Here is a 21,061-nt window from a genome sequence, read left to right on the forward strand (position 1 = left end):
CTGAGTTTTTCAGCAGACCCTAAGTAACGGAGAAACCGTATTCCAATGCAAATTTTTCAAAATAGATTATAATTGATGTTTTAATAATTTGATTTTATCCACAACTTCTTTTCCATAAAAACGCGTAATTTCCTCTTTTTCTTCTTCTGTTCCTCTTGAAAAAACACGTTTAATTACCGCAACTTTCATTTGTTGACAATCAATTTTATCAAAGGTTGTGTCCCAAAATAACACTTTACTCAATTTAGAAATATCAGGTTTTTGTTGATTTTTTTTCTTGGCTTGTTTTATATCAAAATAAACTTGTAAAGTCATCAAAAAACCTTCTTCAAGATGTAATTTTTCTTCTATTTTAAGTGATAATTCCACATTCATTCTTCGAGTGCCTTTTAGAATTGCACCCAATGTTTGCGGATGTTCGCCTATGGAAATAGCAAATTGTCTTTTGTTGAGGTTTTGTTTCAACAATTCACGCTCCACGATTTTCCCTGGATGAATCCCTTTTATGATTTCAAATGCTGTTTTCATAATACAAATGTAAACAAAATTGTTTACATAATAAAAAATCAAGTTTACAACAAATCTAAAATCTAAAATCAATTGTTGTAACTTTGCGTTTTGCCAAAAATTTATGCTAGAAAACGATAACAACATTGAAGTATTGGGTGCGCGAGTACACAATCTAAAAAACATAGACGTCCGCATTCCTCGGGAGAAACTGGTCGTGATTACCGGTCTTTCGGGTTCCGGGAAATCCTCCTTGGCTTTCGATACGATTTATGCCGAGGGACAACGCCGTTACGTCGAAACTTTTTCGGCTTATGCCAGACAGTTTCTGGGTGGTTTGGAACGTCCCGATGTCGATAAAATTGATGGCCTTTCGCCTGTTATTGCCATCGAACAAAAAACAACCAGCAAAAGTCCACGCTCGACCGTGGGAACAATTACCGAGATTTATGATTTCCTGCGTTTGCTTTATGCCCGCGCCGCCGATGCCTATAGTTACAACACTGGCGAAAAAATGGTTTCCTATGACGACGAGCAAATCAAGGATTTGATTACCCAAGATTTTGCGGGAAAACGCATCAATATTTTGGCACCCGTTATTCGAGCCCGAAAAGGACATTATGCCGAATTATTCCAGCAAATTGCCAAACAAGGTTTCCTGAAAGTCCGCATTAATGGCGACATCAAAGACATTACCACGGGAATGAAATTGGATCGTTACAAAACCCACGACATCGAAATCGTGATTGACCGAATGGTCATCGAGGACACGCCCGACAACGAAAAACGTCTGACCGAAAGCATCAAAACGGCGATGTATCACGGCGAAAACGTGTTGATGATTCTGGACCAGGACACAAATGCAATTCGGTTTTTTAGTCGGAATTTAATGTGTCCGACAACCGGAATTTCCTATCAAAATCCGGAACCGAATTTATTTTCGTTCAACTCTCCAAAAGGTGCTTGCGACCATTGCAAAGGTTTGGGAACGGTGAACGAAATCAACATCAAGAAAATCATTCCAAATCCAAAACTATCCATAAAAAGTGGCGGTTTTGCACCCTTGGGTGAATATAAAAGCACTTGGATTTTCAAACAATTGGAAATCATTGGCGAAAAATACGGTTTCAAACTGACCGATCCTATTTCGACTATTTCCGAGGAAGCGATGGAAATGATTTTGAATGGCGGCAAAGAAAAATTCTCGGTCGAATCGAAAGTTTTGGGCGTGACCAAAGAATACAAAATTGAATTTGAAGGCATTTCGCATTTCATCAAAAACCAACACGACGAAAGCGGTTCCACCACCATAAAACGTTGGGCAAAAGAATTTATGGACGAAGTCAAATGTCCGGTTTGCGAAGGTTCCCGATTGAAAAAAGAAGCCTTGTTTTTCAAAATCAACGAAAAGAATATCTCCGAATTGTGTGATATGGATATTTCGGACGTGACGGCTTGGTTTCTGGATTTGAACACCCATTTATCCGACAAACAAAAAACCATCGCCACCGAAGTCATCAAGGAAATCAAGGATCGATTGAACTTTTTGATGAACGTCGGTTTGGATTATTTGGCTTTAAGCCGAAGCTCGAAATCACTTTCCGGCGGTGAAGCACAACGCATTCGATTGGCGACCCAAATTGGTTCTCAACTGGTCGGTGTTTTGTATATTCTGGATGAACCAAGCATCGGTTTGCACCAAAGAGACAACGACAAACTGATTCATTCTTTGGAACAATTGCGAGACATTGGCAACTCGGTTATTGTGGTCGAACACGACAAAGATATGATTCTGCGTGCCGATTACGTGATTGATATTGGTCCGAAAGCGGGAAAACACGGCGGCGAAATCATCAGCAAAGGAACCCCTGCAGAAATCCTGAAAGACCATACTTTGACGGCTTCTTATTTGAACGGAGAAATGGAAATTGAGGTTCCAAAAGAACGTCGGCGAGGCAACGGAAATTTCCTGAAACTGACTGGAGCCACGGGAAACAACCTGAAAAATGTGTCGGTGGAATTGCCTTTAGGCAAAATGATTTGCGTGACCGGAGTTTCGGGAAGCGGGAAATCGACATTGATTAATGAAACCCTATACCCTATTTTGAATGCCTATTATTTCAATGGTGTCAAAAAGCCGCAACCCTACAAGAAAATTGAAGGCTTGGAATACATCGACAAGGTAATTGATATTGACCAAAGCCCGATTGGTAGAACGCCACGTTCAAACCCAGCCACGTATACCGAAGTTTTTACGGAAATCCGGAATTTGTTCACAATGACTTCAGAGAGTATGATTCGTGGTTATAAAGCGGGACGTTTTAGTTTCAATGTCAAAGGAGGAAGATGCGAAACCTGCCAAGGTTCGGGTGTGAGAACGATTGAAATGAATTTTTTGCCTGATGTTTACGTGGAATGTGAAACCTGCCAAGGGAAGCGTTTCAACAGGGAAACATTGGAAATTCGGTACAAGGGAAAATCCATTTCGGATGTGTTGAATATGACGGTGGACGAAGCCGTTCCTTTTTTCGAAATGATTCCGAAGATTTATCGAAAAGTAAAAACCATACAGGATGTTGGTTTGGGATATATTACACTTGGTCAGCAAAGTACGACACTTTCGGGTGGCGAGGCGCAACGCATCAAATTGGCAACCGAATTGTCGAAAAAAGACACGGGAAACACGTTTTATATTTTGGACGAACCCACGACTGGCCTACATTTTGAGGACATTCGGGTGTTGATGGAAGTGATTAACAAACTGGTCGACAAAGGCAATACTATTTTGATTATCGAACACAATATGGACGTAATTAAACTGGCGGATTATATTATAGACATTGGTCCCGAAGGCGGAAAAGGTGGCGGACTGGTTGTTGCCAAAGGAACTCCCGAAGAGATTATCAAAAATAAAAAAAGCTACACTGCCCAGTTTTTGAAAAAAGAATTACATTAGCGTTTAAAGCTTCCAGCCTTTTGAAGGCCGGAAGCTTTAAAATGACGGGAGGATAAAAAAATAAATTCATATTAGAAAAATGAGATTACAGGATTTTGACAATGACGAGGACAAGGTAATTCAGGATAAACTGAAACGAAAAACTTGGAATGAAATACGAACCAATGACAGCTGGGCGATTTTCAAAATTATGGCCGAGTTTGTAAACGGCTATGAAAATATGGGAAGGATAGGCCCGTGTGTCACGCTTTTTGGTTCGGCGAGAACAAAACGGGAGGATAAATATTATTTATTGGCCGAAAAAATTGCCTATAAAATAAGCAAAGCTGGTTATGGAGTGATTACTGGCGGCGGTCCCGGGATTATGGAAGCGGGCAATAAAGGCGCCCATTTGGGTGGAGGAGCTTCGGTGGGACTGAATATTGTTTTGCCATTTGAACAGCATTTCAACCCGTATATCGATAATGATAAAAACCTGAATTTCGATTATTTCTTCGTACGAAAAGTGATGTTTGTGAAGTACTCACAAGGCTTTGTGGTGATGCCGGGAGGTTTTGGGACGATGGACGAATTGTTCGAAGCTTTAACCTTGATTCAGACAAAAAAAATTGGAAAATTCCCGATAATATTGGTTGGAACCGTTTTTTGGTCCGGATTAATGGAATGGATTCGAACCGTTTTGGTCGAACAAGAGCACACGGTAAACGCGGTAGATATGAATTTATTCAAAATCGTGGATACTGAAGATGAAGTGGTTGATGTCTTGGATAAATTCTATAAAAAATATGATTTAGCTCCCAATTTTTAACCAATCGTATTGCCATTTATCCAAATTTTTAAAATAAATACTTGAAATCATTCCATAAAAATATTGTTTACATTCTTGTCTTATTTTCTTCGGTGAAACAATATGCGCAACATCATTCCCAAATGGTTGTTGACGTGAATATGGATATAAAAACGTTGACTGTCGATCAGGAAATCGTGTTTTTCAATCAATCAGAAGATACCTTGACTTCAATAGTTTTGAATGATTGGAACAATGCCTATTCCTCCAAAACAACCCCTTTGGCCAAGCGATTTTCCGACGAGTTTTATAGAGGTTTTCATTTGGCCAAGGAAGAAGAACGGGGAAGCACCAATAATTTAATCATTACTGATAATGATAAATCAACGCTTTCTTGGGAAAGAACCGAGAAAAATCCGGATTACATAACAGTTAAATTAGGAAATAAATTAGCACCGAATCATAAAATTATTCTGCAACTTCATTATACCGTAAAAGTTCCAAGTGATAAATTCACTAAATATGGTTATGACAATAATAGTGGAATGAACCTGAAAAACTGGTTTCTTACTCCCGCTCGCTTCGAAAATCACGCTTTTGTTAAATACAGCAATAACAATCTGGATGATATTGCCAATGCCGTTGCTGATTTTGACATTACGCTAAAAATCCCCAAAAATCTGGATGTAACATCTGATTTGGATAGTGCCAAAACATCCCAGACCGATACCCTTTCAATCCATAAATTAACGGGCAATAACAGGACTGATTTTAGTCTTTTTATCGAGCCAAAATCCAGTTTTAATAGTTTCAAAAACAGCTCCATTGATGTAATGACAAACTTAAAAAGCAACAAATTGGACGATCTTCAAAAAGCAATTGTTGTGGATAGAGTCATAAATTTTGTTGGTGATATTATTGGAAAATATCCGCACGAAAAAATCACTGTTTCACAATCTGATTATGAGCGAAATCCTTTTTATGGATTGAACCAATTACCTTCTTTTATTAGTCCTTTTACGGGCGAATTTATTTTTGAAATTAAATTTCTAAAAACCTATTTAAACAATTATCTCAAAAATAGTTTGCGGTTAGACCCAAGGAAAGACAATTGGATTTACGATGGGATTCAAGTATATGCCATGATGAAATATATGGAAGAGCACCACCCAAACAGCAAGATGCTGGGTAGTCTTTCCAATCTTAGATTACTAAAAAGTTATAACTTGGTGAACGTGGGCTTTAACGAACAATACAGCTATTTTTATATGCTTATGGCTCGGAAAAACTTGGATCAACCTCTTGGAAATCCAAAAAATTCCTTAATCAAATTCAACGAACAAATAGCCGGTAAATATCGAGCTGGATTAAGTATTAAATTCTTGTCTGATTATCTTGGGGACAATTCGGTAAACAAAAGCATTAGTCAATTCTATGATCAAAATAAGGAAAGGCAAGTTAACAGAAATGATTTTGAAAAAATTCTAAAATCCAATACAACTAAAGACATTGACTGGTTTTTTAAAACCATTATAGATTCTCGAGATATAATTGATTATAAATTTTCAAAAGTTTCAGAGACAAAAGACAGCATTACTTTTTCCATAAAAAATAAGACTGGCGTTTATGTCCCAATTCCTGCATACGGAATTAAAAAGGGAGAAGTCGTCTTTAAAGAATGGCTAGACACCAGAAATCCCGACAGCATTTTTAAATTTGAAAGAAAAGAGGTCGACAAAATTGTTCTAAACTACGATAACGAAGTTCCTGAATACAATTTGAGGAATAACTGGAAAAAATTGGAAGGTTTTTTTCCCAATAATCGACCTCTGAAATTTGTTTTCATGAAAGATCTGGAAGATCCATATTACAACCAGATTTTATATGTACCTTCTCTGACTTATAATTATTATGATGGTCTTTCTCCCGGAATCAGACTACATAATAGAACCATTTTGAACAAACCGTTCCTTTTCGATTTGAATCCGGCTTATTCGATAAAATCGAATTCTTTATCGGGTTCTGCCAACATTGCCGTCAATCAAAATTACAGGAACAGTAATTTGTATAACGTGCGATATTCTATGAACGGTTCATTTTTTCATTATGCTCCGGACGCCTCTTATCTAAAAATAAATCCAATGGTTCAACTTCGAATTCGGGAAGAGAATTTTAGGGATAATCGAAAACAACTGATACTCCTTCGTCAGGTATTGGTCAATCGAGAAAAGAGTGCGATCGTTTCAGATAATTCCGATCAAAATTATTCAGTTTTTAATGCGAGGTACTTTAATACAAAGACAGAAGTTGTTAATCATGTCAATCTTGTGACTGATTTACAAGTGGCCAATAAATTTGGAAAAATCTCGGCTGAAATGGAGTACAGAAAACTCTATGAGAACAACCGCCAAATTAATTTACGATGGTATGCGGGTAGTTTTTTATACAATAGAACCAATTCCGATTTTTTCAGTTTTGCATTGGATAGACCCACTGATTATCTCTTTGATTATAATTATTATGGAAGATCCGAAAGCACCGGATTTTTTAGCCAACAATTTGTTTTGGCTGAAGGCGGTTTCAAATCAAAATTAGATACACCTTATGCAAACCAATGGATTACCGCATTGAACGCAAGTTATTCCGTTTGGAACTGGATGGAAATTTATGGTGATTTAGGCTTGATAAAAAACAAACATCAAAACGAGAAATTTGTTTATGATAGTGGCATCCGATTGAATTTAGTCACTGACTATTTTGAATTGTATTTTCCTGTATATTCAAACAATGGCTGGGAAATTTCGCAGAATAAATACCCTGAGAAGATACGATTTATCATTACTTTTGATCCAAAAACCCTACTCAATCTTTTTACAAGAAAGTGGTTTTAATCAAATACAAACAACATTATTTATTGTATTATTATCAATAAATACGTTTTTAATACTAACATTTCGTAAAAAATATATTGTTTATCAAAATTTGATTGTTGAAAATTAAATTACATTTTTTTTAAGGAATTATAAAAACAACAAGTTTTTAAGTAAATTTGTCCCCTAAAGTTATACTTTTCAATTATGATAAAAGAAAAAACCGATCCTACATTGACATTTGAAGATTTCAAAACCGAAGTATTGAATGACTACAAGATAGCCATAACAAGCCGAGAATGTAGTTTGTTGGGACGTAAAGAAGTACTAACTGGAAAAGCAAAATTCGGGATTTTTGGTGACGGAAAAGAAGTTCCCCAATTAGCCATGGCGAAGTTCTTCAAAAATGGTGACTTCCGTTCTGGATATTATCGTGACCAGACTTTTATGATGGCCAGCGGCAAATTAACGATTCAACAATTCTTTGCCGGATTATACGGCCATACTGATATTACGCAAGAACCCATGTCAGCGGGAAGGCAAATGGGAGGACATTTTACAACACATAGTTTAAACGACGATGGCAGTTGGAAGAATTTGACAAAACAAAAAAATTCCAGCGCAGACATTTCTCCCACAGCATCCCAAATGCCAAGATTACTGGGACTCGCCCAAGCATCAAAAATATACAGACATGTTCCCGGAATTACCAATAAGTCAAATTTTTCCGTTAATGGAAATGAAATTGCATGGGGAACCATTGGAAACGCAAGTACTTCTGAAGGCGTGTTTTTCGAAACCATAAACGCTGCTGGCGTATTACAAGTGCCAATCGTCATGAGCGTTTGGGATGATGAATACGGAATTTCCGTACATGCAAAACATCAAACCACCAAAGAAAGCATTTCCGAAATTTTAAAAGGATACCAAAGAGAAGAAAACACTAATGGCATCGAAATATTAAAAGTAAAGGGTTGGGATTATGCAGGTTTAATTGCAACTTATGAAAAAGCTGCCAATCTTGCCCGTGAAAAACATGTTCCAGTACTAATTCATGTAAATCAATTGACCCAGCCACAAGGGCATTCTAGTTCGGGTTCGCATGAAAGATATAAAGACTCGGCTCGACTGGCTTGGGAAAAAGATTTTGATTGCATTCGCCAAATGAAATTGTGGATGATTGCCATCAACATTGCTTCTCCTGAAGAGATCGAAAAAATTGATTTATACGCAAAAAAAGAAGTTCTCGAAGCTAAAAAGGCAGCATGGAATGCTTTTATGGACCCGATTGTTGAAGAACAAAAGGAACTCGTTTCATTGCTGGAAAAAATAGCGACCACAAGTAAAAGTAAAGATGCAATACTAAAATATGCAACTGTTTTAAACAGTAATAAAACACCCTTAAAAAAAGAAATCCTTATTGCTGCACGCAAAATTTTGCGATTAGTAATCAATGAAAAAGGCAAAGCCGAATTATCAAGTTGGATAACTTCCTACACAAATAAAACCCAACAAAGATTCAGCAGCAACTTATTTTCTGAATCGGATTCGAATATATTTTCCGTAAAAATAGTTTTACCCGAATATCCAAAAGACGCAAAAGAAGATACTGACGGTCGAATGATTTTACGTGATAATTTTGATGCCATTTTTACAAAATACCCCGAAGCTTTAATTTTTGGTGAAGATTCAGGAAATATTGGTGATGTAAATCAAGGATTGGAAGGGTTGCAGGAAAAATTTGGAGAGCTTCGTATTGCCGATGTGGGAATCAGGGAGGCAACCATTATCGGTCAAGGAATAGGAATGGCGTTACGAGGTTTACGCCCTATCGCCGAAATTCAATATTTGGATTATCTATTATATGCCATACAAATTTTGAGCGATGATCTGGCAACATTGCAATATCGAACGGTGGGTAAACAAAAGGCGCCACTTATCATCAGAACTCGTGGACATCGTTTGGAAGGCATTTGGCATTCCGGATCTCCCATGGGAATGATAATAAATGCTTTAAGGGGAATTCATGTTTTAGTGCCAAGAAACATGACCAAAGCCGCCGGTTTTTATAATACTTTGTTGGAATGTGATGAACCCGCACTAGTTATAGAATGTCTAAATGGTTATCGATTGAAAGAAAAAATGCCTTTAAATTATGGCGAATTCAAAACGCCAATCGGAGAGGTTGAAACAATTAAAGAAGGAGTCGATATTACGCTGGTTTCTTATGGCTCTACATTGCGATTGGTCGAAGAGGCTGCAAAAGAACTTTTGGAAATTGGAATTGATTGCGAAGTAATCGATATACAATCCCTGCTTCCGTTTGATGTCAATCACGATATCGTAAAAAGTATTGCCAAAACTAACCGATTATTAGTAATCGATGAGGATGTTCCAGGCGGAGCATCAGCCTATATTTTACAACAAATTATAGAAAATCAAGACGGATACAACCATTTGGACAGTAAACCACAAACCCTAACCGCAAAAGCGCACAGACCCGCTTATGGCACTGACGGCGATTATTTTTCGAAACCATCCATAGAAGATATTTTCGAAAAAGTATACGCTATGATGAATGAAGTAAACCCATCAAAATATCAAGGTTTATATTAGAAAATATTACTTAATAACTTTCAGTTTTTTCAATACATTGTCAATAACCTGATTTATTTCTATAGAAATAACAAATCTATAATTGAGATAAACATACGCAATGGTCATTAATATCGATTTTAAAACAATCGAAATAATGGGATTAAAAGGAAACTCCCAAAAGTAAAATGCAAGAAACAAAACAAGCGTAAGAGCCATTGAATATAAAGTTTGATTGGTAAAAGGATATAAATTCAAACGTTTTACCACAAAAAGCAATTTGGCCAAACTATATAAAGTGATGGACAATAAAGTGGCAAATGCCGAACCTATAATACCAAAAATTGGAATAAAAATCATATTTAAGCCTACGGTTAAAAAAACCAAAATCACTCCCAAAAACAACACGGTTCGGTAATATTTTGTATTGAAGATAATAGCGTTATTATTGCCCAAAATCAAATCAAAATATTTAGAAAGACCTATCATAAAAACAACCAAAATTCCTCCCGCATATTCCGGCGGAACCATTTCATAAAGCTTGTTGATATTCACAAAAATGCCCAACATTACATAACCGCCAACCATTTGGAGATTGATAGATGTTTTTTTATATAATGTATTCATTTCATCATGTTTGTTTTCGTGCATTAGTTTTGCCGTAATTGGATACACAATTTGATGCATGGCACGACTAGGAACCGAAATAACCAGAGCAATATATGTCGCCACCGAATAAAAGGCAATATTTTCGATATTCATATATTGATTCAATATCATTTTATCCCCATCCAAAAGTAAATTGGCAACACTTCCTGACAAAATAATATAAAAAGTATAGGTTAAGATATCTTTGGTGTTTTTTGGTATTGTGAATTGAAAATTCGGTCTTTGGATACTAAATGCATAAAACATTGTGACCAATAATGCCAAAAAATACAATCCTGCTGTAGCATACACAAAACCTTCTACAGAAAGCCATTTATAATATACCCCAATTAATAGAAACAGTGAAAACGTTCGTAAACCTACTTCTTTAATGAAATTTCCAAAAACAGAGTGCATATGAACTCTCAACCAAGCATAAAAAATTTCAAAATAAGCCATACATAAAGCAATGAATGGAATTAGCCAAATATAATTTTTGACAACTGCATTCTTTTTTGACAAGAAGAATAAAATCTCGTCATAAAAAAAAAGTCCTATCAATAGTAATGGAATTATCAATAGCAAGGGAAACAAAACTGTAAAAGATAAAAAACGGGATCGTTCTGCATCAGTTTCATATTGCGAATAGAATTTTACCAAGGTGTTTTGCATTCCAATGGCAAACAACGGCATAATTACATTAGCACTAGAAGTTACGTAATTAGTTAAACCATAAAAAGTAGCTCCAAGAAAAACTGGGTACAAATAAATGGTGTTGATACCTCCAATTCCAAAACCAATATAGGTTATTATGGTATTTTTAAATGACTGATTTAATACTATTCCCATTTTTTTGTCATTGCGAGGGACGAAGCAATCTCGCTTTTAATTTATTATTCGGCACAAATATCATTGTAATATTGTACTATTTCTAAAATTTTATTTTTTGAAAATTCTCCTTTGTCTATTTTCTTGTTAATAACCTCACAATCTGAAAAATATTTTTTCGCTTTTTTATAAAAGCTACCATTTAAACTTGTAGGATATTCTTCATCTATTCTTTTAACATATATTTCTGCATCAACTTCTCCTCTACTGCTTCTATATGAAACAATATCAGGAGTTCCGCCAAGAATATTTAAATTTGAAATTGGATTATTAAAACCTAAATTTGTATTTAAACCTGAATTAAAACCTCCACCTCCTGAACGAACATTAAAATTTTGAAAACTTCTTTTAACGCTTGCATATAAAGTAACACTGCCTTCTTCAACAACTTCCAATAATTGCGGTTTTGGTTTTGAAAATTCATCGAGTTTTACATACTCGTATTTTATCGTAGATTCAAATCCGAGAAAAGTTATTCCTTTTGCCATATCATAAGACCAGCTATCAGGCTTATCATCTAAAGTAACTCTAAATATGATTTCATTCTTTTTTATACTTCCAAAACCTTTTATGGAACTGCCATCATTAAAAAAAATGGTAGCTTCTTGATCTTGGCAAAATGCAAAATTTGCAATTAATATAAAAAAGAAAATTGACAGCTTTTTAATCATGATTGTTTATCAATTGTGCCAATTCCTTGGTCAAACTCTTTCTTGAATATTGCTGTAAACCTACCGCATTCGATTGTAGTTTTCCCTCCAAGAATTGATTATAAAAGTCCAAAAGTACACTTTTTAGTTTCATCTTTTCGGAATAGTCAAAAAATACGCCCGTATTGGCATTGGTTATGATCTCGGCAAAGTCGGAACCGATTGGACCAATCGCAATAATGGGTCTTCCGGAAACCATATATTCGAATAATTTCCCCGGAATAATACTTTTCGTGTCCTCCGAATTGATTTCGATAAGCAGCAAAACCTGTGATTTCCTTTGGTGCGCAATCGCCTCGGAATGCGAAACATAACCCAGATTATTCAAATACGGATTCAACCCAAATTGAGTAATTGTTTCCAAAACTTCTTGGCTCACCGCTCCTATCAATTTTATTTCCAAATGCGTTTTAAAATCAGGAATTTCGTTGATTAGTTCCACCAAACTTTCCCATAAAATTCTGGGATTTCTCTCCGAAAGAAATGAACCAATGTGTGCCAAAGAAAATTTTGAATCCAATGTTTGTTTCACCACATTTTCCGTGTCATAACCATTCGTAATTACAGCAATTGGTTGGCTCGTAATCGCCTGAAATTCGGTTTTAGTCGTGTTGCTTGTCACGATAATCGTGTCGGCAGTATTTAAAACTTTATGCTCTAAATCCTTGTGTTTCTTGGCAGCATAATTGGACAATCGCAAGGATTTATGGTAGCCAATAGTCGTCCAAGGATCCCGAAAATCGGCAAACCATTTTACATCCAACTTCTGTTTTAATTCCAGTCCAATGAGGTGCAAACTATGAGGCGGTCCCGAAGTGATAATCGTATCAATATTGTTTTCCACAATGTATTTTTCCAAGAACGCAACCGAAGTTTTTACCCAAAAAACACGCGCGTCTGGGATAAAAAGATTGCCACGAATCCAAAGAAATACTTTGTCTAAAAAGGATTGTTTTTTTTTGTTTGGGATAATTCCCGAACTGATTTTTTTGGTTTTGTTCTTCGAAAAAAACGAAGCCAGTTGATACGGTTCAAATATTTTGTGTTTCAGAATGATTGCTTTATCCGAAACTTCATTCACCAATGCTTCATCAACAATGGGATAAGTTGGATTTTCAGGAATATAAATGATGGGTTGAATTCCAAAATCCGGTAAATATTTCACAAATTTCAACCAACGCTGAACGCCAGGTCCTCCGGCTGGCGGCCAATAGTAGGTTATAATAAGAAGTTTCTTGGATTCTGGTTTCAATTTTGTTTTTTATTTATGGTTGTAGAGACGCATCTATAGAGACGCACTGCAGTGCGTCTCTACTACGAATTCTTTTTTCTTTCAAAATAAATTCCACCAATCAATAACAACAACATTCCAATTGAACTAAAAAGTACAATCGTGCTTCCTGTTTGTATCACTTTTGGCTCAAACTTGAATTCGATGGTATGTTTTCCAGCAGGAACGATTAATGATCTTAATACATAATCTACCGGAAAATGATTGGTAATTTCTCCATCAATATAGGCATTCCACCCTTTTTCATAATAAATTTCGGAGAAAACAGCCAAGGCATCTTTTGAATTATCAGATGTGTATTTAAGGTAATTGGGTTTGTAAATATCCAGTTTTATTGTTCCACTATCATCCCAATTAATTTTCAAACGAGCCTTTTTAAATTTTGAACCGTATTGGTGAACATTAAAAACGGCAACATTCTTAGTGTCCAATTTACCCAATAGTTTCATTTCATCATTGGCTTTATTTACCAGTTTCACACCCTTTACAAACCAAGCGTTTCCATTAGCATTTGGATTTTGAGTTGGAACCGAATTGCCTGTAGTATCCGTTTGAATAACGTACTTTACGTTCAACATATTAAGAATTTCCATATTGTTTTTGGCAATTTGATAATCGAATAATTGTTGCATTCTTCGAGGTTTCACGGCGCTGTAACCTCCAATTGATTTATGAAAATAAGACGCTCTGGCACTTGATAAATTCCCCGAAACTTCAAAAACCCTATAGTGAGTCGTGTCTTGAAGAATCTGAGCATCCGATGGTGTTTCCTGAAATGGAACTTCGACTTCTCTCCCGCTTACAAAATCCTTGGTCGAAACATATTTTTTATCCACAAAAAACAAATCAAAAATCATTAATAACCCTACCAAAATTATGGCAGTATTTTGCGCCAATTTATTCTTTATAAATAACCAAAAAACACCCGCCGCGAGCAAAATAAAGAAACCGGAACGCAATAAATCGGCGGCATACAAACTCATTCGATCCTCTTTGAGCGCATCCACAAAACCAGGACCGTAATTTTCTCGAAAATAACTATCGTTTGCTCCTGAAAAACTGAAACTGCCTTTGAATAAAAATAAGGTTACAATAATTCCAAAACCAACAGCGGTCGATTGCCAAAGTGCTTTCCATTGTAATTCTTTTTCCAATTTAAAAAAGGATTGCAGTCCCATAATTGCCAAAACCGGGAAACATAATTCCAGAATGACCTGTATCGAAGAAACAGCCCTAAATTTATTATACATTGGAACATTATCGATGAAAAAGTCCGTCAATGCCGGAAAGTTTTTTCCCCAAGAAAGCATTAATGCGGCGATGGCTCCTGAAAGAAATGCATATTTAATTTTTCGCTTATCGATGAATAAAGCCATAATTCCCAAAAAGAAAACGACAATACCGATATAAGCCGGTGCCGCCACAATAGGCTGATCGCCCCAATAGGTTGGCATAGCCGAAACAAAATCGCTCGCTTGTGCCTCGGGAACGCCTTGACCAATCATAAACGTATACATTTTACTGTCTTTTCCGAGTGCTTCACTGTTAGAACCTCCAAAAAGTCGTGGCGCAATCAAATTAAAACTTTCGGCTATACCATAACTGTATTCCGTGATGTAATCTCGACTCAAAGCGCTGTTACCAACGATTTTTGAACCATCAGGATTAAAACTCAATTCGCTTTTTCCCCGCGTGCTAAAATCCGCATATTCAGATGTCGCCAATATATTGGTCGCATTGGCTCCGATAGCAAAAATTCCGGCTATGGCCAAGACTCCAAAGGAAGTCATAAGCGATTTGTATTCCTTTTCCTTTATTGCTTGATAAGTGAAATATCCCGAAAGAATCAATAAGAAAATCAACAGATAATAGGTCATTTGAAAGTGATTGGCATTGATTTCCAATGCTACCGCAAACATCGTCAGTAAACCACCCCAAGTATATTTTTTTTGATAAACCATTATAAAACCGGCAATAACCAATGGCATATAAGCTATCGCGTGCGCTTTGGCGTTGTGGCCAACGCCCAAAATAATGATCAAATACGTGGAAAATCCGAAAGCCAGCGCCCCGAAAAAGGCTTTGAGAGGATCTATTTTTAAAACCAAAAGCAGTCCGTAAAAACCAAGAAAATACAAGAATAAATAATCGGCAGGACGAGGCAAAAATCGCAAGGCACCGTCAATTTTACCAATATAATCGTGAGGATATTTTGCCCCTAATTGATAGGTTGGCATTCCGCCAAAAGCCGAATTGGTCCAATACGGTTCCACGTGATCCAAAGCCCGAAAATCGTTCTGTTCCTTCGCCATTCCGGTATATTGCGCGATATCCGATTGGTAAATTTGTTTTCCTTGCAATACAGGATAAAAATAAATGAGGGAAATAATTACAAAACCTAGTATGGCTAAGGCGTGCGGATAGAACTTATTTACTATTTTCAATTTTGGAAGGTTTGGTTTAGAAAGTATGATTTGTTGTGTACGGCAAATTTAATCTATTTCTTCGTAATCAACATAATCCCCAACTTTTTTGGTTTCACGAGGATTTTTGGCATTAGTGGCATTGTAAATAACTTCATCGTTATTTGGCGTTTTTTTCCAAGAATTATCCTGTGAATTTTGTTGTTGTTTCTGGAAATTTTCTCCTGCTTTTTCTACTACTTTTTTAACCAATAATGGCAAAAACAATCTCGCCAAAAACTTAAAAATATAGTAAAAAGTCAGAATATAAAATAGTGTTCTTATAAAACCAGAAAAAGAGGCTGTTTGCATAATAAAAAAAATTTTTGTAAAATTAACAAATCCATCGTTCAAAATTAAATTATCATTCTTAAATAAATAATAAAATATAGTACATTTGAAAAGCGTTATTACTTTTTAACCAATAAAAATAATATGTTCAATATCAAAACCTTGGTTCTTGCAGCCGTTTTCATTATTCCAAATATTCATTATGGTCAGCATACAGACCAAATCAATTCGAATAGACCCGGCGAAACGATGTCGGCTTTTTCTGTTGGAAAGTCCGTTTTTCAGGCCGAAACAGGCATTTATGGCATCAAAGAAAAACATAGCCTATTGAATTATGATGCCAATGGATTGGGAGTGGATATGACTTTAAGATGGGGATTATTCCTTGAAAAATTAGAATTGATAGCCGACCTGCAATACCAATATGAAAAATTCAACTCTCCGATGAGCAGCATTGATAAGTCAGCGATGAAAAAAACCGTTTTTGGTGCAAAATATTTGATTTACGACCCATTCAAAAACCACGAAGAAAAAATAAATATTTATAGCTGGAAAGCGAATCATTCTTTCAAATGGCATCAATTAATACCAGCAGTTTCAGTATTCGCCGGAGCTAATTTCACTATGGCTGGCAACCCTTATTATTTTTCCCCAAAAGCTGATATTTCTCCAAAAATCATGTTGATAACACAAAACCACTTAGGCGACGGAAGTTGGGTTTTTATAACGAATATCATCGCCGATTATATTGGAACCCAATACCCAAGTTATGACTACGTGCTTACTTTAACGAAAGGATTTAACGATCACTGGTCTGGTTTTATAGAAGACCAAGGCATAAAAAGCGATTTTTATAGCGATGCCATCGTTCGTGGCGGTGCTGCTTTTTTAATTAATAATGACATGCAAATTGATGCCTCCATAAGCAGCAGTTTAAAAACCACTCCGTCCATACTTTATGGAGGAATTGGTTTTTCCTGGCGCTATGATGCCAATTATAAGGAAGTGCGAATGAACATTGACCCTGGAGATTCAACGAAAAAAGCCAAAAGAAGAGCCAAAAAAACTAAAAAAGGATAAACTTACAAGTGTAAAAAACAACAATGATTACAATAAAAGAAGCCATCACAAAAAACGAATTGACTAATTTTGTCAAATTCCCTTTTTCCTTATATAAAGACAACAACTATTGGGTTCCTCCCATAATTTCCGATGAGTTGGAATCATTTGACAAGACCAAAAACCCAGCTTTCGAGAATGCGGAAGCCTACTTTTATCTGGCATACAAAAACAATGAAATTGTGGGGCGAATCGCCGCCATCATTAATTGGAGCGAAGTCAACGACCAGCAAAAAAAGAAAGTTCGTTTTGGCTGGTTCGACGTGATTGATGATATCGAGGTTACCAAGGCCTTGTTGGAAAAGGTTTATGAATTGGGAAAAAAAAACAATTTGGAACATATCGAAGGGCCAATGGGATTCTCCAATCTGGATAAAGTGGGCGTTCTTACCGAAGGTTTTGAGGAAATTGGAACGATGATCACTTGGTACAATCATCCCTATTTTGCGGATCATTTTGAGCAATTGGGTTTTGTCAAAGAAAAAGAATATCTCGAAAGTAAGTTTCCTTTTTCAAACGTAAGAACAGAAATTTTCGAAAAGGCAAATGAATTGGTAAAAAGAAGATACCAGTTAACACCGCTCAATTTCAAAACCACCAAAGAAGTAATGCCCCACGTGGATAAAATGTTTGATTTATTCAACGAATCTTATGCTTCCTTATCCTCGTTCGTTGCTATTTCAGACGTTCAAAAAGAATATTTCAAGAAAAAATACATCAGTTTCATCAATCCTGAATTTATCAAATTCGTCGAAGACAAAGACCATAATATCGTTGCTTTCAGCATTGTGATGCCTTCATTTTCTGAAGCCTTGCAGAAGTCAAAAGGCAAATTATTTCCTTTTGGATTCCTCCATTTGCTGAAAGCAAGAAAACAAAGCAAGGATATGATTTTCTACCTGATTGGCGTACATCCTGAATACCAAAACAAGGCGGTAACAGCAATAATTTTCAACGAATATTACCATACCTTCAAAGAAAAGGGAGTCGTAAATTGTTTCAGAACCCCTGAATTGGCTGACAATGTTGCCATTCACAACTTGTGGAAACACTTTGATCCGGTAGTTCACAAACGAAGATGCACGTATAAGAAAGATTTGTAAAAAAAGTGTTCAGTGTTCAGTGTTCAGTGTTCAGTGTTCAGTTTTCAGTTTTCAGCTTCCCACCATTAAACAAAAAAATCCTTTCAAACGAAAGGATTTTTTTTGTTTTTACTGATTACTGCTTTCTAATCACTTAAAACTTAAAACTAAGCATCCAAATCTACCTTAGTTCTACTGGCAATTTCTTTATAAGTTCCGTTTTCTAATTTTTCACGAATTGCTTCAAATGCAACCAGTGTTTCATCAATATCGGATAGTGAATGTGATGCTGTAGGAATCATTCTCAACAAGATAATTCCTTTTGGAATCACTGGATAAATCACGATAGAAAGGAAAATTCCGTAATTTTCCCTCAAATCATTTACCATAACCATCGCTTCGGGAACGCTACCTTCAAGATAAACCGGTGTTACACAGGTATTCGTGTCGCCAATATTGAAATTTCTTGTTCTCAAACCGTTTTGCAATGCGTTTACATTTACCCAAAGTTTGTCTTTCAGTTCAGATGAATTGCGCAACAATTCCAATCGTTTCAATGAACCAATGGTTTGAATCATCGGCAACGCTTTGGCAAACATTTGCGAACGCAAGTTGTATTTCAGGTAATCGATAATCGCTTTATCGGCAGCCACAAAAGCACCAATATTAGCCATCGATTTTGCAAAAGTCGAAAAGTAAACATCAATATCATCCTGAACGCCTTGCTCCTCGCCTGTTCCGGCACCAGCTTTACCTTGTGTTCCGAAACCGTGCGCATCATCGACTAACAATCGGAAATTGTATTTTTCCTTCATCGCAACAATTTCTTTTAATTTTCCTTGTTGACCACGCATTCCGAAAACACCTTCGGTAATAAAAAGAATACCCCCGCCGTTTTCCTTAGCTAATTTTGTGGCACGTTGCAGGTTTTTCTCCATACTTTCGATGTCATTATGACGATACGTAAAACGTTTTCCACTATGCAAACGAACACCATCAATAATACATGCGTGTGCATCAACATCATAGACGATTACATCATTTCTAGTAACCAAAGCATCAATGATTGACACCATTCCTTGGTAACCAAAATTCAATAAATAAGCTGATTCTTTCATTACAAAAGCAGCCAATTCTTCTTCCAGTTGTTCGTGGTATTTTGTGTGACCACTCATCATACGGGCTCCCATTGGGTAAGCTGCTCCATACTGTATTGCTGCTTCGGCATCTGCTTTTCGCACTTCCGGATGATTTGCCAAACCTAAATAATCATTCAAACTCCAGTTCAAAATATCTTTTCCCTGAAACTGCATTCTTGGCCCTAGTTCTCCTTCCAATTTTGGAAAAACAAAATAACCTTCTGCCTGAGAAGCCCATTTTCCTAACGGTCCTTTATTGTTTTGAATTCTTTCGAATAAATCTTTTACCATAATATATTGAAGTATTATATTTTTTTAAGAGACTGCAAAAATAATTATTTAATCTGGCTTATCATAATATTTTATAGGAGCATTTTCCAACTGTTCATTACAATCCACGCCCAAAAGCGTGGGATTTCCATTTCCATCTGGGCTAGGCATCGTTTTTATCGATAAACTTTGTACATTTGATAAAAACTGAATACCGAACACTGATCACTCAAAATATGTCACAAGATACCAAAGAATTAAAACTCGCAGTACTCATTGATGCCGACAACGTTCCTTACAGCAACGTAAAAGGAATGATGGAGGAAATCGCCAAGTACGGAACACCAACCACAAAACGCATTTATGCCGATTGGACTAAACCCAATGCCGGCGGTTGGAAAAGTGTTTTATTGGAACATGCCATTACTCCCATTCAACAATACAGTTACACCGTCGGGAAAAATTCTTCCGATTCCGCGATGATTATCGATGCAATGGATTTGTTGTATTCGGACAAAGTCGATGGTTTTTGTATTGTTTCCAGCGACAGCGATTTTACGCGATTGTCAATCCGATTGAGGGAATCCGGGATGAAAGTCATTGGCATGGGAGAAAAGAAAACGCCCAATTCGTTCATTGTTGCCTGCGATAGATTCATATATATTGAAGTTTTGGAAGGAGCAATCAAAAAGAAAATTCGAAAACCACCTACAACGCATTCTATAGGTTCTAAAAAACCAGTTGAAAAAGTAACTGCAAAAGCTACTGAGAAAACAGAACAAAAACCGCTCAATAAAATAGATAATCAAACCATCGAACTCATCGAAGACACGCTCGAAGCCATTGGGGATGACGATGGTTGGGCTTTCCTTGGTGATGTAGGAAACCTCATCGTGAAGAAAAAACCAGAATTTGACCCAAGAAATTACGGATTTTCAAAACTTACCCCAATGTTGAAATCCCTAACCGATATTCTCGAAATAGACGAAAGAGAATCTGACAAAAAAGGCATCAAGCACGTTTATGTGAGATTGCGCTATAGTTAGATTTATTCCACAAAAAAGGAGGCCGTTCATAGGCCACCAATCGTAGATTTTGATTTACCATTATCAACTTGTACCTTACGGTAGCTGACTATTGAATAATCTTTCTTATACAGATTGATGTACTCAAGTAATTAATCAAAACCACACTCAAATGTACAATTTATTTATACATAAAGAACTATATATCAAAATTTTAACTATATATTAACGGGTTGATTTCAAGCCCATAAATTGCAACCCATTTCTACTTCAGACAACAAAAAGAAAAACCTCAGAATAGGGGAATTGCTTCCGAAAAGAATCGGAATTAACTTTCTATTCTATTCCTTTTGATGATTTAAAATGCTGTATTTTTAGAAAAGGAAACCCAAGATTACCGCGAATTAAAATCTAGCATCAT

Annotated in this window: 14 protein-coding genes; 7 read left to right on the plus strand and 7 right to left on the minus strand. The window is 36.3% G+C overall.

The genetic code is table 11. The features are described from left to right. Positions 1-66: 66 nt before the first annotated feature. Positions 67-528: a helix-turn-helix transcriptional regulator gene (locus B2145_RS04755; protein ID WP_291098965.1), complete on the minus strand. Its 462-nt coding sequence runs from the start codon at positions 526-528 to the stop codon at positions 67-69. A gap of 103 nt (positions 529-631) precedes the next feature. Here B2145_RS04755 and uvrA point away from each other — a divergent pair, with 103 nt between their 5' ends. The 4 genes from uvrA to B2145_RS04775 all read left to right on the plus strand — a co-directional run bounded on the left by uvrA (position 632) and on the right by B2145_RS04775 (position 9,736). Beyond that, positions 632-3,463, plus strand: coding sequence for an excinuclease ABC subunit UvrA (gene uvrA / locus B2145_RS04760; RefSeq protein WP_291098968.1), 2,832 nt, complete (start codon positions 632-634; stop codon positions 3,461-3,463). A gap of 79 nt (positions 3,464-3,542) precedes the next feature. Continuing rightward, on the plus strand, positions 3,543-4,271 hold the full coding sequence (locus B2145_RS04765) for a TIGR00730 family Rossman fold protein (RefSeq protein ID WP_291098970.1): 729 nt from the start codon (positions 3,543-3,545) through the stop codon (positions 4,269-4,271). 122 nt (positions 4,272-4,393) lie between these two features. Beyond that, entirely contained in the window at positions 4,394-7,141 is a 2,748-nt protein-coding gene (locus tag B2145_RS04770) for an aminopeptidase (protein ID WP_291099000.1), read from the plus strand. Positions 7,142-7,327: 186 nt separating this feature from the next. Then, positions 7,328-9,736 (plus strand): alpha-ketoacid dehydrogenase subunit alpha/beta, encoded by a 2,409-nt coding sequence (locus tag B2145_RS04775; protein ID WP_291098973.1) that lies wholly within the window; start codon positions 7,328-7,330, stop codon positions 9,734-9,736. Positions 9,737-9,742: 6 nt separating this feature from the next. Here B2145_RS04775 and B2145_RS04780 read toward each other — a convergent pair whose 3' ends face one another. The 5 genes from B2145_RS04780 to B2145_RS04800 all read right to left on the minus strand — a co-directional run bounded on the left by B2145_RS04780 (position 9,743) and on the right by B2145_RS04800 (position 16,026). Further along, entirely contained in the window at positions 9,743-11,212 is a 1,470-nt protein-coding gene (locus tag B2145_RS04780; RefSeq protein ID WP_291098975.1) for a lipopolysaccharide biosynthesis protein, read from the minus strand. Positions 11,213-11,256: 44 nt separating this feature from the next. Continuing rightward, a complete protein-coding gene (locus tag B2145_RS04785; RefSeq protein WP_291098978.1) occupies positions 11,257-11,922 on the minus strand; it encodes a hypothetical protein in 666 nt (221 codons plus the stop codon). Beyond that, positions 11,915-13,213: a glycosyltransferase family 4 protein gene (locus B2145_RS04790; protein WP_291098981.1), complete on the minus strand. Its 1,299-nt coding sequence runs from the start codon at positions 13,211-13,213 to the stop codon at positions 11,915-11,917. Before B2145_RS04790 ends, B2145_RS04785 begins: the two co-directional genes overlap by 8 nt. 62 nt (positions 13,214-13,275) lie before the next feature. Next, positions 13,276-15,696, minus strand: a complete 2,421-nt coding sequence (locus tag B2145_RS04795) for a YfhO family protein (protein ID WP_291098985.1) — start codon at positions 15,694-15,696, stop codon at positions 13,276-13,278. A 48-nt stretch (positions 15,697-15,744) separates the two neighbouring features. After that, complete coding sequence (locus tag B2145_RS04800) at positions 15,745-16,026, minus strand: DUF4834 family protein (protein WP_291098987.1); 282 nt, start codon at positions 16,024-16,026, stop codon at positions 15,745-15,747. A 123-nt stretch (positions 16,027-16,149) separates the two neighbouring features. Between B2145_RS04800 and B2145_RS04805 the strand changes: the two genes are divergently transcribed. Together B2145_RS04805 and B2145_RS04810 are read left to right on the plus strand one after the other, a co-directional pair. Then, positions 16,150-17,085 (plus strand): transporter, encoded by a 936-nt coding sequence (locus B2145_RS04805; RefSeq protein WP_291098989.1) that lies wholly within the window; start codon positions 16,150-16,152, stop codon positions 17,083-17,085. A gap of 23 nt (positions 17,086-17,108) precedes the next feature. Beyond that, complete coding sequence (locus B2145_RS04810) at positions 17,109-18,227, plus strand: GTP cyclohydrolase (protein ID WP_291098992.1); 1,119 nt, start codon at positions 17,109-17,111, stop codon at positions 18,225-18,227. Positions 18,228-18,373: 146 nt separating this feature from the next. Here the strand turns inward: B2145_RS04810 and B2145_RS04815 are convergent, their stop codons facing one another. Then, positions 18,374-19,636 (minus strand): aminotransferase class I/II-fold pyridoxal phosphate-dependent enzyme, encoded by a 1,263-nt coding sequence (locus B2145_RS04815; protein WP_291098995.1) that lies wholly within the window; start codon positions 19,634-19,636, stop codon positions 18,374-18,376. Positions 19,637-19,851: 215 nt separating this feature from the next. Here B2145_RS04815 and B2145_RS04820 point away from each other — a divergent pair, with 215 nt between their 5' ends. Further along, positions 19,852-20,661: an NYN domain-containing protein gene (locus B2145_RS04820; protein WP_291098997.1), complete on the plus strand. Its 810-nt coding sequence runs from the start codon at positions 19,852-19,854 to the stop codon at positions 20,659-20,661. The last annotated feature ends 400 nt before the right edge of the window (positions 20,662-21,061 follow it).

The sequence above is a fragment of the Flavobacterium sp. UBA5153 genome, assembly GCA_002413745.1.
GTDB lineage: Bacteria > Bacteroidota > Bacteroidia > Flavobacteriales > Flavobacteriaceae > Flavobacterium.

What these genes read in the sequence shown, in the direction of transcription:
- B2145_RS04820 (WP_291098997.1), top strand. Translation starts at nt 19,852, where the DNA reads ATGTCACAAGATACCAAAGAATTAAAACTCGCAGTACTCATTGATGCC.
- B2145_RS04770 (WP_291099000.1), top strand. Translation starts at nt 4,394, where the DNA reads ATGGTTGTTGACGTGAATATGGATATAAAAACGTTGACTGTCGATCAG.
- B2145_RS04800 (WP_291098987.1), bottom strand. Translation starts at nt 16,026, where the DNA reads ATGCAAACAGCCTCTTTTTCTGGTTTTATAAGAACACTATTTTATATT.
- B2145_RS04785 (WP_291098978.1), bottom strand. Translation starts at nt 11,922, where the DNA reads ATGATTAAAAAGCTGTCAATTTTCTTTTTTATATTAATTGCAAATTTT.
- B2145_RS04815 (WP_291098995.1), bottom strand. Translation starts at nt 19,636, where the DNA reads ATGGTAAAAGATTTATTCGAAAGAATTCAAAACAATAAAGGACCGTTA.
- B2145_RS04775 (WP_291098973.1), top strand. Translation starts at nt 7,328, where the DNA reads ATGATAAAAGAAAAAACCGATCCTACATTGACATTTGAAGATTTCAAA.
- uvrA (WP_291098968.1), top strand. Translation starts at nt 632, where the DNA reads ATGCTAGAAAACGATAACAACATTGAAGTATTGGGTGCGCGAGTACAC.
- B2145_RS04765 (WP_291098970.1), top strand. Translation starts at nt 3,543, where the DNA reads ATGAGATTACAGGATTTTGACAATGACGAGGACAAGGTAATTCAGGAT.
- B2145_RS04780 (WP_291098975.1), bottom strand. Translation starts at nt 11,212, where the DNA reads ATGGGAATAGTATTAAATCAGTCATTTAAAAATACCATAATAACCTAT.
- B2145_RS04805 (WP_291098989.1), top strand. Translation starts at nt 16,150, where the DNA reads ATGTTCAATATCAAAACCTTGGTTCTTGCAGCCGTTTTCATTATTCCA.
- B2145_RS04755 (WP_291098965.1), bottom strand. Translation starts at nt 528, where the DNA reads ATGAAAACAGCATTTGAAATCATAAAAGGGATTCATCCAGGGAAAATC.
- B2145_RS04810 (WP_291098992.1), top strand. Translation starts at nt 17,109, where the DNA reads ATGATTACAATAAAAGAAGCCATCACAAAAAACGAATTGACTAATTTT.